Here is a 14357-nt window from a genome sequence, read left to right on the forward strand (position 1 = left end):
TTCAGAGGCTGTGGCGGTAACGGGCGGCGACGAGGGCGACCCAGAGCATGGCGGTGAGGGTGCCCACGGCCAGCACCAGGGATCCGGCCGCACCGCCGCTGATCGACCAGCCGTTGCCGATCAGCAGTGCGGTGCCGGCGACGTGGGAGGCGACGGCGTGGCCGCGGTTCCCTGACCGGCCGAAGTGGCGGCCCAGCACGTAGCAGGCGGCGGTCAGGGCGGCGAACGAGATCGACCCGGCGGCCAAGTGGCCGTAACCGTGCCAGGACAGAGACGTGGGCACCGCGTCGAAGCCCGCGGGGAAGCCGTTGCCCGGGTCCATGACGAGGAGTCCGGCGACGATCATTCCGATGCCGTTGACGAGGACGAGCCGCGGCGCCCACGTGCCTCCGGGGGCGCCTCGCAGCGCTCGGCGCAGCCCGGCCGCTCCGGCGATGGTGAGGATGCCGGCGATCACGAAGTTGGCGATCTGCAGCCAGCCGAGAGAGCCGTTGCTCAGCAGGCTCAGCGGGTGGCGGGTGAGGTCGAAGCCCTCCCGGGTGGCCGCCTGGGCCAGGGATACGACGGCCCACAGGGGTGCCGCGACGGCCGCGCAGGTGAGCAGGGACCGGGTGGCGCCCGAGTCGGAGGAGGCGGTGGTGTCGGCGGCGGGGGTCTGGATGGCGGTCATGGCCGGTGCCTTTCGGTTGGTCTGTGCGGTTCTCACCCACACGTCGACCCACCGATGCGACAGGGAACGCCAGCATTCCCTGTCACATAGTGTTGCTCGACGCTTAGCAGAGCTACGACAACGGCATGGAAGACGAGGAGAACCCCTCATGCGCTACCTGATGATGTCCAAGTCCGCGGACACCGCCCCCGACGAGACCCTGTACGTGGAGATGGCCAAGTTCGTCGAGGAGATGACCGCGGCGGGTGTGCTGCTGGCCACCGGCGGCCTTGAGCCGGGCGGTATCCGGATGACGTCCTCCGGCGACGAGATCACGGTGACGGACGGCCCGTTCGCCGAGGCCAAGGAGGCCGTGGTCGGCTTCGCGCTGGTCGAGGTCCGGTCGAAGGAGGAGGCGATCGAGCTGGGCCGGCGCTTCCGCAAGATAGTCGGCGACGGGGAGAGCGTCATCCAGCAGGTCTTCGGCCCCTGAACCGGCATGGCGCCGCCCCGGCTTGCGATCGGGCCGGGGTGGTGCTGTCATCGTCATCGTGACCGTCGCCCATCGCACCGTCGACGCGGTCTGGAAGTTCGAGTCTGCCAAGATCATCGCAGCGCTCACCCGCATGGTGCACGACGTCGGCCTCGCCGAGGAGCTCGCCCAGGACGCGCTCGTCGCCGCACTCGAACAGTGGCCCGAGTCGGGCATCCCGGACAACCCCGGCGCTTGGCTTATGACGACCGCCAAACGGCGGGCGATCGACCACATCCGGCGCTCCCAGCGCAGGGAACGTAGACACGAGCAGCTCGCCCGCGAACTCGACGAACGCCAGGACGCCTCGGAGCAGGACGACGTCCTGCGGCTGATGTTCATCTCCTGCCACCCGGTGCTGCCCACCGAGGCACGGGTCGCGCTGACGCTCCGGCTGCTCGGCGGCCTGACGGCCGCGGAGATCGCGCGGGCGTTCCTGGTCGACGAGCCGACCGTCGCCCGGCGCATCGCCGCGGCGAAACGGAGGCTGGCCGAGGAACGGGTCCCGTTCGAACTGCCGGAGGGTTCCGCCCTGGCCGAGCGCCTGTCGTCGGTACTGGAGGTCATCTACCTGATCTTCAACGAGGGGTACGCGGCCACGTCCGGGGACGATCTGATGCGGCCGGGCCTCTGCCTGGAGGCGCTGCGGCTGGGCCGGTTGCTGGCCGGGCTGGCGCCGCACGAGTCGGAGGTGCACGGGCTGGTCGCGCTCATGGAGATTCAGGCGTCCCGTACGGCCGCGCGCATCGGGTCGGCGGGCGAGCCCGTCCCGCTGCACAAGCAGAACCGGGGGCGCTGGGACCAACTGCTCATCCGGCGCGGCTTCACCGCCATGCTGCGGGTGCGGGAGAGCGGCGGCCCGCCCGGCCCGTACGCGCTGCAGGCCGCGATCGCCGTGTGCCACGCGCAGGCACGGGCCCCCGAGGACACCGACTGGGCGCAGATCGCGGCCCTGTACGCCGCGCTGGTCCGGCTACTGCCGACACCGATCGTGCAGCTCAACCGGGCGGTGGCGGTCGGGATGGCGCAGGGGCCACAGGCGGGGCTCACTCTGGTCGACACGTTGACCGACGAGCCCGCGCTGCGCGACTACCACCTGCTGCCCGGTGTCCGAGGCGATCTCCTCGCCCGGTTGGGACGGCACGACGAGGCCCGACTGGAGTTCGAACGGGCCGCGGCCCTGACCAGGAATGCGGCGGAACGCGACTTCCTGCGCCGCCGCGCCGACGAGATCCCCGTCACCGGTCAGCCGGAGGTCACCCTCGCCCAGGCCGCCCGGGATTTCCTCGCTCGCGACGACCTGGACGCAGGAACGGTCCGTTCGTACGGGCAGACCTTGGGACGCCTGTGCCGGTCCCTGGGCGGTCACCTGCCGCTGACCGCTCTGACCGCCGACCAGGTGACGCAGGTGTTCGCGACGACCTGGGGCGGGGCGGCGTCCGCGACGTGGAACCGGCACCGGGCCGCCGTCCGCTCCTTCGGCGCGTGGGCGGCCCTGGACGACCTCGCGGCGGGCCTCGACCGACGGGGCGAGACCCGGCCCAGGACGGAGACGATCAGTGCGGATCGGCTCGACGCGCTGTGGCAGCGCCCCGGCCTGCCCCTGCGCGAACGCACCCTGTGGCGGCTCCTGCACGAGTCCGCCGCCGGAGTGAGCACCGTCCTGTCACTGAACGTGGAGGACCTGGACCTGGACGACCGGCGGGCCCGCGTCGGCGGCACCTGGGTGAGCTGGCGTTCCGAGACCGCCCGGCTCCTCCCTCGGCTCGTGGCCGGGCGTACCCGGGGCCCGGTGTTCCTCGCCGACCGCCGTCCCGGCCCGGCCCGCACGCCGGCTCCCGCCGACCTGTGCCCGGAGACCGGCCGTCGCCGCCTGTCGTACGAACGGGCCCAGTACCTCTTCAAGCAGGCCACCAAGTCCCTGGACCCGGCGGGCGACGGCTACACCCTCCGCCAACTGAAACCCCCTGCCGACGCGAGGGCAGGACGGACCCGCGACCATCAGGGCCCTGCCCCACTCCACGCCTCTACCCTTCCAGGCGGATCAGGCGGTCAGGAGGCGTGGGAGCCGTCCCAGGGTTCGTGAACAGCGGCCCGGGTGGGTGTCGAGCCACTGCTTCGGCAGGTCCTGGGCGGTGTCGACGGACGCCCGGCGGTGGGCTTCGGTTCGGGTGCGCTGGAAACCGGAGTCCTGGTGCTGTGAAGGTGCTGTGACCGTGGCGGTGGCGGAGCACTCCCGGCAGGCCGTACCGGTTGATCGGCCGTGGAGGTGAGCGCGCACGAGCCTCGCCGCGGCGGAGGGGCGGCATCCGCCAAAGGGCAGGTCAACCGTCGCTGCAGAGGATTGCCGCTCCAGCAGTGACTTTCAGTAAAAGCGCAGGTCATTCATTGACAATCGATTGCCATCACGATTAGCGTCACACTCTGAAACGCATCGTCACCATCGAGACCGAGAAGGCCGTGGTGGACGTGGAGGCCGAAAGCGACGGCGTCATCCTCAAGGCGCTGGTGCCAGAAGGCGCCCACGTCGAGGTGGGCGCGCCCATAGCGCTCATCGGTGAACCCGGCGAGCGGGTGGCCGACCTCGACGCCCTGCTGACCCAGCTCGGCGTGACGGCTCCCCCGCCACCGGTCGCCGCCGCTCCCGGCGCCGCGACCGTCTCCCGGCCGTCGGCCGACGCCGTCCCGGACGGATCCGGCCCTCGGATCTTCACCAGCCCGCTCGCGCGCCGGATGGCCGCGGAGGCCGGGATCCCCATCGAGGAGATCACCGGCACGGGCCCGCACGGCCGGATCGTCAGAAGAGACGTGGAGGCTGCCATCGCCGCCCGCGACACCCGCCCCCACCCCCACGACGTGCCGGAACGGTCCCCCGCGAGCGCGCCGCCCGCGGCGCCGCAGGCTCCCGCCCAGGCACAACCGTTCACCGACCTCCCGCACGCGCGCATGCGCCGGGCCATCGCCACGCGCACGGCGGAGAGCAAACGCTCCATCCCGCACTTCTACCTGCGCGGTACGGCCAGGGTAGACGGCCTGCTGGAGGTGCGCCGCCGGCTCAACGACGGCGCCCCGGTCCGCGTCTCGGTCAACGACCTGGTGGTCAAGGCCGTGGCCTGCGCCCACACGCTGGTTCCGGCGATGAACGTGATCTGGACCGAGGACGCGGTGCGCTCATTCCCCTCTGTCGACGTCGCGGTCGCGGTCGCCACCGAACGAGGGCTCGCCACACCCGTGGTGAGGTCGGCCGACCAGTTGAGCGTGTCCTCCATCGCCTCGACGGTGCGGGACTTCGTGGAGCGGGCGAAGAACGGCAGGCTCGGGCAGGCCGAGCTGGAGGGCGGCACGATCACGGTCTCCAACCTCGGCATGTACGGGACGGAGGAGTTCGCGGCGATCATCAACCCGCCTCAGTCGGCCATCCTCGCGGTCGGCGCCGCACGCAGGGAGCCGGTGGTGGGGAAGGACGTGATCGAGGTGGGGACGGTGATGAGGGTGACGCTGTCGGTCGATCACCGGCCCGTCGACGGAGCGGTCGCCGCCGAGTGGATGAGGGCGTTTCTCACGCTCATCGAGAACCCACTCCGCATCCTGGCCTGACGGAGGGGTGTAGTGGCGTCCGCCGTCCTGTCCGGGAGCCCGTTATCACGCGGGTTGCTGGGCGCTCGGCGGATGACCGGTGTCAGAGGCCGAACAGGCCGGTGCCCTGGAGCGGAGGGGGAGCCGTGGACTCGCGGATCATCAGGGTGACGGGCAGGGTCACCGTAGAGATCTCCCGCTCGCGATAGATCATGTCGAGCAGCAGCTCAGCCCCGCGAGCCCCCAGCTCATACGTCGGCACGCGGACCGTGGTGAGGGCCGGAGACATCCGCTCGGCGAAGTCGATGTCGTTGAAACCGACCACGGAGACCCGCTCGGGACAAGGGATCCGGTTCTCCTTCAGCGCGTCGAGCACCCCCAGCGCGAGCAGGTCGTTCCCGGCCACCACGGCCGTGAACGGTTTGCCGCGCTTGAACAGGTCCCGCATGCACCGGGTGCCGGCCGCGATGCTGTAGGCCTCCGCCCGCACGACGAGCTCGGAGCGGTGCTTCAGGCCGTAGCGGTCCAGCGCCGCTTCGAACGCCAGCAGGCGTGCCTGTCCGGTGCTGGTGTCACCGGGGCCCGCCACGTGCGCGATGCGCTCGTGCCCCAGAGCCACCAGGTGGGCCATCACGTCGGCGATCCCCTGCGGGTCGTCGGCGATCACCGCCGAGGTCCGGGCGTTGGCGCTCGTCCGGTTGAGCACCACCACGGGGACGCCATCCTGGGCGATCTCCTCCAGCGCCTGGTCCTCCAGGCGGGCGCTCGCGATCAGGAAGCCGTCGACCTGCCTGCTGAGCAGCGCCGCGATCATCCTGCGCTCGCGCTGCGCGTTGTTGTCAGTGCTCGCGATCAGCGCGGTGTATCCGGCCTTCTCCAGGCTGTCCTCGACGCCACGGACGATGCGCGGGAAGAGGGGGTTGGTGAGGTCGGGGATCAGCGCGCCAATGGTCTGGGTGCGCTGGGTCCGCAGCGCGCGACCAGCGATGTTCACCTCGTAGCCGAGTCGCCGTGCCACATCGATGATGCGCGCGGCCGTCTCCGCGTTGACGCGCGACCGGGTGGCGGGGTTGAGCGCCCGCGACACAGTCCCGACGTGCACGCCGACTTCCCGCGCCACGTCCACCAACCTCGCCCCAGCCATGATGCAAACGATAGCACCCTCAAGCAAATGATCTTACCCCTTCGATCGGCGGCCGCTTCAGAGTGACTGATCAACTATGCCGGCCGGCCCTGAGATTCCTCATCGTCGGTGGCAACGGTTTTCTCGGCGGCGAACTCGCCAGGCAGTGTTCGGCGGCCGAACATGAGGTAGCCGCGACGTATCTGACCCGATCAGGAGATACCGCGAGTGTTGAGTGGTTGCCGCTGCCAAGACAGCGGTGAACGGGATCGCGCCAACTACGGCGACAGCCCGGACATCCCTGATCACCGGTGACGGTGATTCTCCGCACGAGGCGCTGGTGCACTCACTGACCACCGGCAGGGCGAGAGGAATGCTGTTCGCCGACGACGTGCGATGTCCTGTGCACGTCGTCCATCTCGCTACGGCGCGCCGGCATGTCTCATACCCCCAGACAACCGATTGCCGTGAGTCTGCGTATCCCCCGGCGCCTCGCCGTAGCACCGGTCTTTCAAGCTCGGCTGCAAAGGGCCACCTCCATCGGGAGAAGGTCGCGATCACCGGTGAACCTCACCCCAGAAACTGCCGCGCACCACGCTGCCATGCCAATCGGGCGGGGGCGTCACACGTCAGACAAGCTTGGGGACACGCCGAACAGTGTGACGGTGATTTCGGATGAGTGTTTTCGGTGGCATTCCGCATTAGCGGGTCAGGCGACAGGGCAGGCAGCGTGAGCAGCAGTCCCATACGTCTGACAGCAATGCCTCGCAGTACACCGCCTGGGCCCCTCGTGGTCGGGGCCGCTTCGGTCACTCGTCGCGCGGGCTCCCAATACAGGTCCTTGCTCGGATGCGGCCCCGTTCGACCGATGAGACGCTTGACCACGCCCGGTTGACGAAGCCGCCGTAACCCCGGCCGGGCTTCCCTCCCACTCCGCGCGCGTACCAATCGCCGCCGCGGGTGAGAACCCCGGCCGGGCTCGGCCGGTCAACTCCGAGGCCGACGCAGGTGCCGCTCAGCGCTACGGAGAGGTCCGGGGTTTCCGCCGCGCCGAGACGGCCGCGACGGGAGGCGGACCGGTCAGTCGCAGTGGACCGACACCCCGACCGCGGAGGCGTCCTCGACGTAGCCCTCCACGTCGATGCACTTACCCGGGGCTTTGACGTACACCGGGCCCGCGTAGTAGGCGAAGTCACCCTTGTCCTCGTCGGTGGCGGGCTTCGTGCTCAGGCCGATCACCACGCGCTTGAAGGTCTTCTTTCCATAGGTGTCACCCGTTCCTACGGCCAGGGCGCAGTTCTGCTGGGTGGCTGCGCTGTAGTAGACCTCCAGGTAGCCCTTCGTCGCGAAGTTGGCGGTGATGGGATATGAGGCAATCTCGGTGTAGCCGCTCCCGCAGGGACCGGCGGCGCTCGCCGGGGTCGCGACCGCGACGAGCCAGGTGGAGATCATCGCCACGCCGGCCAGGGCGGAAAGCTTGCTGGAAGTGCGCATGTGCTTCCTTTCGCCGTTCATTACTGTCCCGCGAGCCATGAGGGCCTCGTGTGCGGGAGCGTGGTGATCATATAGAGGCTCGGTGGACGGCAGTTAGCTGACCTGCGTCATCGAGGCGACCGCTACGCGACCCCGGTGATCTGTCCGCCCGGCCGGAGTGCCCGCCCTGATGCGCCGGGTGCCGCGAGAGTGTCGACCCACTCGGCCGGACGTGCTGCTGTCCCTGGCCGTGACGGTCGCCGGGCTGATCGAGTCGTTCGGCCGCGAGGGCCGCTCCCAAGCAGTCCTCTCCGCCGTCATTGAGGGATCGCCGCCACTGGACCACCTCCAGCTACCCAGCCAGGCGCGGCGGCCGAGATCCGCCTCCAGCGCGGCGCACAGTCGGCACGGACCTTGTCCGGCCGCTTCCGAGGCAGCCCGAGCCGGGCCGGGCCCGCCGATCTTCTCCAACACCGGCTGAAACTGCCGGGAATCGCCACGCTGACCGGCGGTGCCGATGAACGACAGCACCCTGTTCCCCTGCTCGCAGGACAGGTGCGTCTTGGCAGTCGGCCTGAATCGCCCTGGGTTCGGTGGAGACTTCGGTGTGCCCCGACTTCGGTGGAGTCGCGTTCCTGGATTGTCATGCCACGGTGGACGCATGCTGCCTCGGTAGCCGATTCGGCGGAGCCGGGATCGCGACAGCTAATCCTGGACTGCCCATGCCTCCCGAGGAAGCCGGTGAGACGGGTCGTGGTTCATTGCCTCAGCCGGTAGGAAGACTGGTCGCCTGCCCGCTGCACGCCTACCACCGTACCGAGGGAGATTGAACCCGGTTCGCTGGGCGATGTCGCCGGTTCGGCTGGGGCTGAGATGGACGTGCTGCAGGGTGCGCCAGCGTTGCTCAAGAAGCGCGAAGCCGCGTTCTCCCGGGCAGCGGAGAGAACGAAGACGTAATGCCTCCGAGCGCGGCAGTCACCTCACTGGGACTCGTCCCGAAGCGCAGCGCAGCGGCCCCACGCTCACCATCACGAGCACGTCGTCCGGAGTCCATTCGAGACCGAAGAAAGAGAGGTACTCGCCGACGAACAGCCGCACGCTCGTATCAGCGAGGCTGGTCGTCTGATGAGACGTTGCCAGGCCAGACACAGGGTGAAGCGGAGGTGAGGAACAATCCGCCGGCCTCGTTGGCCTGTGCGGCCATCCGGAACCCGTCGGCCGCGTTCTCCACCCACAGGTATAGCCCCCGCGGTCGGGCGTCGATCAACACGGTGAACCTGTGATCTATCCACCACGCACGCAGCACGTCGAAGAGATGACCGTAGTGTTCGGGCGGCAGATCATGGATCCGGTAGTCCACCGACGCCACGACCCTTCCGGCTGGTCCCCCGTCGGAAGGCTCGTTACAGGGCGCGGGGTCGCCGGCGATCTTTTCGGCGCGTGCGTGGGCGGGAAGTTGCGCGAAAACCCGCCGAAAGTTGTCCTCCACACGTTGAGTGGCCTGTTCAAGAGTGAGTTCACCGTGCATGATTCCTCGGATCAGTAGATCGGTTGGTTGGCGATGATGTTGCCGATGTTGACCAACGCAGGGTTGCCACTTTCCCAATAGAGGTCATGCACCGCCTTGCTCAACCCGAAAACGTACCAAGGCCCGGGTGCGCCTGGATCTGCTGCGATCTCCGCGGCGCCGAAAGCTACGGAGGTCGGCGCCCTGCCATGCCACCAGTTGACGAGCCGGATCACATCGTGATCAGCGGTCATGGCGAACACGTGGTTCGGAACATCCTGCTGGTCGACCCCGGCCAGACGGAGCTGATCGGCACGGGCGACGCCAGTTCCGGGGCTCGCCACAAAGAGCACCTTGTCCGCATTGAGCACGCCGTCCCTTCCCGTGTGCCCGACGACCACCGTGCCGTAACTGTGTCCGATCACAGTGTTGTGCGACCGGGGCCCCTCATGTGTAACCCTCAAGCCGTCCAGGAACCGGCTCAATCCGGCCATCGCGGCATCCGCGAACCCCTTCCTCATCGCTTCTGGAACAAGTGACTGGGGTGCGTGGTAGTCCATCCAAGAGATCACTGCCGTCGACGGCGAACCGGCCTTGGTAGCTGACAGTGCGATAGCGTCGATTTCTCGGATGAACCGGGCGTTGTTAGCGCCCAGGCGTGTGAAAGTACCCGGCACATAGACAGCCGTATTCGCGGCGGTATCCGGGTTGCCGGCCGAGAGGATCACACGCCCGGTACCCTCGCCACTGATACGCAGCACGAACAGTTGGGGATGCTCGGCGCTAGGCGGTGCGGCCAGCCGGTCTTCGATGGCACGGATGCCTTCTAACCTGTCGTTCACCGTCTCCAGCCGTTTAACGGCATTCTGGTCCAGTCGTGGGTGGGCGTTGAGCTGGTCTCGCTCGGTAATCAGTTGGGCTTTCACATCGGCAACCAGCGATCGGTTCACCTGGTCTCTGGTCACCACAGGAATCCCGTCCAACGCGCCGATCTCCGGACCTCGCGTGACCAGCAACGATTCCTGCTGCTGCGCCGTGAGCGCGTGCCATCTCGCATTCACGTCGGTCGGTAAAGCGCCCGGCTCGAACAAATCAGGGCGGGCGGGTTGCCCGGACGACAGGTCGGGCGTCGCGGGCGGGGGACCGTCCTCCCCTGAGCGCGCCGTCGGCGCTTCCTCCCCCGCCCTCCTGGAACTCGCCGTCGAGACGTCTTCCCGGAGTCGCGTCGCCGGCACCTCTTCGAGCAGGTGCCTCGCCGAGACCTCTTCGGGACGGCTTCTGCTGGGCATGGCGTGGGCGCGGTCAACATGGTCACGCCCGGCGGCCGAAGTGTCGCGGCGGGCCACCGCAAGTTCGTCGGGTCGTGTCGGTCGGGGCGCACCTTCCCTGGGCGGATGGGCCGGTGCTGGAGAATCTTGCCCGTCTGCCTGCGACACGGTTCTGTCAGTGTTGCCGGGCTCGGAGCGAACCGGCGCATACTCAGGCGAGCCGCCATCCGATACGGGGTGCGTCCGGACGGCACCTGGGCCATCCGCGCCTGACTGGGCAGGCTGGTCGGCTCCCCTGCTCAACGAGGTCTGCTGTGTCGGTTCGGGAGGCTGCTTGGACGGCACCGCCGGCGCGTCCTCGATCGGGCCCGAGTCGCGGGTCCGGGCCGGAATCGGTTCGGCGGACGGCTCGCGAGGGCTCGTCGCGGGCGGGTCGACCCGGTGGGCGGCAGGGTCGGCGGCAAGGTCGGCGGCAGGCTCTCGGCCGAGCCTGGTGGTGGGCGCGTCATGCTGGCGTAGTTGAACGGTGGGGGTTTCGCCCCCTTCGGCGTTCCGTGCCCAGTTGATCATCTGGTCGATGCCGCCGGTCGGTGGGATCCGGTCCGGGGTGGGCTGCGGGCGTGCGGCGGCCAGGCCCGTCTGGGGCTCTGGTGGTTTGTCCGCGGCGCGCGGCGTGGTCTGCTGCTCCGGTACGGCGCGTGCCGCCGGGTCGCTGGGGTCTGGCCGGGGCGGGAGCGCGGGTATGGGGTCGCCGCCGTCGCGGGTCCGGATCGGAGGGGTGGGCTCGGGCCCGCCGGGAGCCCGGGGTGGCGTGCCGGGATTGCCCGCGCTGGGCGGTGGGTCGCCTCCGGGGGGCGGTGGGTCACCTCCGCCGGCGCGGCCGATGCGCGGGCTCCAGCTCGCCCAGTGCGCATCCGCCCCTCCGAGCGCTCCGGCCGTGACGCCTTTGGCCACCATCGTCCAGTCGATCGGCTGGCCGCTCAACAGCATGGTGGCGAGAGTGACCCCGCCACCGGCCACGGCGGAATGCCCCATTAGCTCCAGAATCGAGCGGGGCGGCAGCAGCCCCGTGGTCAGCGTCAACGCGACGCCGGTGAGGACGCCGGACAGTGCCGACCAGCCCACCCGTTCCCAATCGATCTCCTCGCGCCGGGACTGACTCGCCTGCACGTAGAGGTCCAGCCCGCCCATCAGCGTCCCGAACAGGGCCACGTTGAACAGCAGCCTTTTGGCCAACTGCCGGATCATCATCCTGGTGATCTGCGTCCGGGCTCCCGCAGCAGCCCAGGCCCACCCCGAGGCGGGTGACAGCTTCAGGCACATCAGCCACACCAGTTGGAAGATCAACAGCAGCACCGCAGCCTTGATCATCCGCTTGGTGTACTGGACCTCCACGCCCAGGTCGTTACAGGCCAACGCCAACCCCGCCAGGCGAATGAGCAACTCCTCCTTGCGGCTGGCGGTGTCGTCCCCTACCCGCTCCACGAACCGCCTGAGCGCCTCCCCGTCCCAGTCGCCGCGCTCGGCGCCAGCAGCCGCCCCGCCGGCGAGCCTTCCATCGCCGCGCACACCGTCGTTGATCCGGTGGAAGGCCAGCGCCAGATCATCGGCCAGCCGGAACAGGACGGTTTCATCCGCCTCCGGCCAATCCATGCCCACGACCCAGCCGATCCGCGGCCGTACCTGCTCAGGGATGGGCACCCCGTCCAACCACACCGCAGATCAGCCCTGCCCGGGATCCCACAATCGCGGATCATCTGCGGCCTCGTAATGTGCCCCGGCCTTCCGCAACCCCGTGTGCAGGCCGTCGAGTTCCTCGACATAGGCGTCGAACGCGGCGAGAATCTGCGCCTTCATCTGGGGAAAGCGCTTCTCCAACTCGGCGCCGTACTGGTCATCGCCCATCGGCCGGCCCGCCACCGCGAACGCCTCCCGCACGGTGTCACGCACGCCCTCGACAAAGGCTGCCTCATCGGCCGCCTGCCCGCCCCGTTGCTGCCGGATTCTGTCCCAGGCGGCGGTGTAGCCCTCTTCGCCCCCGCTCACGCTACGGCTTCTGAGGGGTCGGAAAGAATGCCTCCAGGCTCGCCTCAGAGCCGAAGATGTCGTCATATCGCAACCCGGCCGGCATCAAGGGCTCCACCAACTCCCGCGTCCGGGCCGACACCTCACCCGTCGCGGCCCCGATCTGATCCATGATCGTGTCAGCGAGCTCGGAGGGCGACAGCTTGCGGTAAACCCGCGGATCAAGAGTGATCGAACGCACCTGCCCACGCGGGCCCACGGTCACCGTCACCATCCCATCCGCGGCCCGGGCGGTATGGCTGACCTCGTTCAGCCGATCATGCGCCGCACGCAACCGACCTACTGATCGGTCAAACTCCGCCGCCACTTCCTCGAACGCGGTGCCAATCCCATCCTGCACGACAAGCCCCTCTACGTAACAACCGCCACCCTTGGACGAACATAGAGGAAGCCAACGAAAGGCCGCAGCCCTCTTGGCCGGGTCGTCCATCATCCATGAGCCTGTTCAGACTGCGGCCATCTTCAGTACATTGGCGACCAGGTCGGTGCGCATGTGGCCGGCGATCGACCGGCCCACCACCCCGCGGCTGAAACAGCCCAGCACGGTCGCCAGGTAGAGGAATTCCCCGTCGCCGAGCGTGGGGCGGTTGATGGCCGCCGGGCAGTCGCGGGCCGCTGTGGCATGGGACCGGCTGCACCCACGGTTGACCCGTCGCGTGGCCTGGGCCGAGGAAGCCGAGCTGCCGGTGATCGAGGAAACCGTGATCCGCTTGGAGGTGGACCGTCTGCCCAGCGGGGCGATCCCGAAGCCGGTGTGGCTGTGGTGGTCACGAGTGAACGCGACTCCAGTCGAGGTCGACCGGATGTGGCAGGCGTTTCCTGCGCCGCTTCGACATCGAGCACACCTTTCCGCCTGCTCAAACAGAGCCTCGGTTGGACCTGCCAGAAGATCCGTTCTCCACATTCTCCTTGGCGGGGAACAGGTCGACGATGCCGCGACCGCGGCAGGCCGGTAACGGGAGTCCTCCAAGAACCGAGAAACCCCAGTTCAGCGCACTGAACTGGGTTTCTGTCCGAGGGCTGGCGCTGCAACCGGTCGTTGCGGAACACGGCCAGTTCGACGATCAGCGCGGCGAAGTCCTCCTCCCGCTGGACCGCTGCGCATTCGACGAGCGAGTTGATCTTGTGGTTTTCCGCGAGGAGGAGTAAGCGGAGTCATTCAGCTTCGGGATCTGGCGGTTCGGTGGTCGGTGCGATCTCCAGTGGCGTGGCGACCCCGTCGACGAGCTGGTGTCCATGAGTGAGCGCGTAGTCGAGCTTGTAGCCAGCTCGACCCCGCGGGCGAGTGTGGAGCGAGCGGCACGAGCCAGGTCACCGATCCCGAGCGGGACCGAAGCCCTCGCAGCCAAGGGGTGATCCCCTTGAGCCGACCACCCACCGGATAATCACCTGGCCACCAACCCGGACATCACACGACCACCCACCTGGAAGACCTGAGGCCATTGACAGGCATAGATGATCCGTGTCATCTTTCCTTCCAAAAGATCATTGATCTTCGGGAGGCGCGATCCGACGCGGAGCTGAATCGTATCGCTGGCCGACGTTTCTACGGCTCGATCGTCCGGAGTTGCACGACGGCTATCTCGTCGTCCCTGCCAAGCCGACGCAGTCGCGTGCGCGCTGCAGGGTGAGCCGTGCGGCGCCGCTCGCGTATCTGTACGAAATCGGCTCCGAGTTCGAGTCGGAAAACGAACTGAGGCTGGCCGCCGGCCATTACGACGCGACCCATCTGGTCTGGGCCTTCTCCGGTGAGGTATCAGGGCTCACTGGGATCACCGAACCAACCACATCAGAAAATTAATCCCCGTAGTCGGTGCGACATACGAAAAAGGTAGCTCATGTCCAACGTCATCACGCCGCCCCCGCTCCGTACCAGCCGTCCCTTCCTGTCACCGGACCACGCCAACATCGATCCGTCATTGATATCGGGATCTGAGGGCGACGAGCGGCCGTTCGCCTACGCCTACGCCGAGCCGTGGAACCCGGCCTTCGTCGACGGCCCAGACCCCCAGGCGGGTTACTACGATCCCGAATCCCAGACCTGGGTTGCCCCGGAGGGGGACATCACGGCCGGATACAGCTCGTACACCCGGTCGTATTACAGCCCGCCGTTCGACAGGGTCCTCGACGACATCTGCGCCTGA

At 68.4% G+C, this 14357-nt stretch carries 12 protein-coding genes and 2 pseudogenes; 6 read left to right on the forward strand and 8 right to left on the reverse strand.

Annotated features, from left to right (window positions below):
• Position 1: 1 nt before the first annotated feature.
• Positions 2–670 (reverse strand): DUF998 domain-containing protein, encoded by a 669-nt coding sequence (locus ABD844_RS44685; protein ID WP_344893167.1) that lies wholly within the window; start codon positions 668–670, stop codon positions 2–4.
• Positions 671–818: 148 nt separating this feature from the next.
• Here ABD844_RS44685 and ABD844_RS44690 point away from each other — a divergent pair, with 148 nt between their 5' ends.
• The 4 genes and pseudogenes from ABD844_RS44690 (at position 819) to ABD844_RS44700 (ending at position 4778) form a co-directional block, all read left to right on the forward strand.
• The gene (locus ABD844_RS44690; RefSeq protein ID WP_344893170.1) at positions 819–1142 is read left to right on the forward strand and encodes a YciI family protein; all 324 of its coding nucleotides are present in this window, start codon (positions 819–821) and stop codon (positions 1140–1142) included.
• A 55-nt stretch (positions 1143–1197) separates the two neighbouring features.
• Positions 1198–2406, forward strand: a pseudogene (locus tag ABD844_RS53465) (RNA polymerase sigma factor); the annotation flags it as partial.
• Between the two features lie 75 nt (positions 2407–2481).
• Positions 2482–3267 carry a site-specific integrase gene (locus ABD844_RS53470; RefSeq protein WP_425568761.1) on the forward strand — a complete coding sequence of 262 codons (786 nt, stop codon included), beginning with the start codon at positions 2482–2484 and terminating at the stop codon, positions 3265–3267.
• 356 nt (positions 3268–3623) lie between these two features.
• Positions 3624–4778, forward strand: a complete 1155-nt coding sequence (locus tag ABD844_RS44700; protein ID WP_344893258.1) for a 2-oxo acid dehydrogenase subunit E2 — start codon at positions 3624–3626, stop codon at positions 4776–4778.
• A gap of 82 nt (positions 4779–4860) precedes the next feature.
• On the opposite strand, the gene ABD844_RS44705 is transcribed toward ABD844_RS44700, so the two are convergent.
• The 7 genes and pseudogenes from ABD844_RS44705 to ABD844_RS44735 form a co-directional block, all read right to left on the reverse strand.
• Complete coding sequence (locus ABD844_RS44705) at positions 4861–5901, reverse strand: LacI family DNA-binding transcriptional regulator (protein ID WP_344893176.1); 1041 nt, start codon at positions 5899–5901, stop codon at positions 4861–4863.
• 1059 nt (positions 5902–6960) lie between these two features.
• A complete protein-coding gene (locus ABD844_RS44710) occupies positions 6961–7374 on the reverse strand; it encodes a hypothetical protein (protein WP_344893179.1) in 414 nt (137 codons plus the stop codon).
• Positions 7375–8458: 1084 nt separating this feature from the next.
• Positions 8459–8881, reverse strand: coding sequence for a hypothetical protein (locus ABD844_RS44715; RefSeq protein WP_344893182.1), 423 nt, complete (start codon positions 8879–8881; stop codon positions 8459–8461).
• Between the two features lie 11 nt (positions 8882–8892).
• A complete protein-coding gene (locus ABD844_RS44720; RefSeq protein WP_344893185.1) occupies positions 8893–11829 on the reverse strand; it encodes an alpha/beta hydrolase in 2937 nt (978 codons plus the stop codon).
• 21 nt (positions 11830–11850) lie between these two features.
• Entirely contained in the window at positions 11851–12174 is a 324-nt protein-coding gene (locus ABD844_RS44725) for a hypothetical protein (protein WP_344893188.1), read from the reverse strand.
• Between the two features lies 1 nt (position 12175).
• Positions 12176–12646, reverse strand: coding sequence for a YbaB/EbfC family nucleoid-associated protein (locus tag ABD844_RS44730; protein WP_344893191.1), 471 nt, complete (start codon positions 12644–12646; stop codon positions 12176–12178).
• Between the two features lie 18 nt (positions 12647–12664).
• Positions 12665–12790, reverse strand: a pseudogene (locus ABD844_RS44735) (IS3-like element ISRhosp5 family transposase); the annotation flags it as partial.
• Between the two features lie 990 nt (positions 12791–13780).
• Between ABD844_RS44735 and ABD844_RS44740 the strand changes: the two are divergent.
• A complete protein-coding gene (locus tag ABD844_RS44740) occupies positions 13781–14014 on the forward strand; it encodes a hypothetical protein (RefSeq protein WP_344893195.1) in 234 nt (77 codons plus the stop codon).
• Positions 14015–14051: 37 nt separating this feature from the next.
• A complete protein-coding gene (locus tag ABD844_RS44745; RefSeq protein WP_344893198.1) occupies positions 14052–14357 on the forward strand; it encodes a hypothetical protein in 306 nt (101 codons plus the stop codon).

This window comes from Nonomuraea antimicrobica (assembly GCF_039536965.1).
GTDB lineage: Bacteria > Actinomycetota > Actinomycetes > Streptosporangiales > Streptosporangiaceae > Nonomuraea > Nonomuraea antimicrobica.

What these genes read in the sequence shown, in the direction of transcription:
- ABD844_RS44745 (WP_344893198.1), top strand. Translation starts at nt 14,052, where the DNA reads ATGTCCAACGTCATCACGCCGCCCCCGCTCCGTACCAGCCGTCCCTTC.
- ABD844_RS44710 (WP_344893179.1), bottom strand. Translation starts at nt 7,374, where the DNA reads ATGCGCACTTCCAGCAAGCTTTCCGCCCTGGCCGGCGTGGCGATGATC.
- ABD844_RS44690 (WP_344893170.1), top strand. Translation starts at nt 819, where the DNA reads ATGCGCTACCTGATGATGTCCAAGTCCGCGGACACCGCCCCCGACGAG.
- ABD844_RS44730 (WP_344893191.1), bottom strand. Translation starts at nt 12,646, where the DNA reads ATGATGGACGACCCGGCCAAGAGGGCTGCGGCCTTTCGTTGGCTTCCT.
- ABD844_RS44715 (WP_344893182.1), bottom strand. Translation starts at nt 8,881, where the DNA reads ATGCACGGTGAACTCACTCTTGAACAGGCCACTCAACGTGTGGAGGAC.
- ABD844_RS44705 (WP_344893176.1), bottom strand. Translation starts at nt 5,901, where the DNA reads ATGGCTGGGGCGAGGTTGGTGGACGTGGCGCGGGAAGTCGGCGTGCAC.
- ABD844_RS44685 (WP_344893167.1), bottom strand. Translation starts at nt 670, where the DNA reads ATGACCGCCATCCAGACCCCCGCCGCCGACACCACCGCCTCCTCCGAC.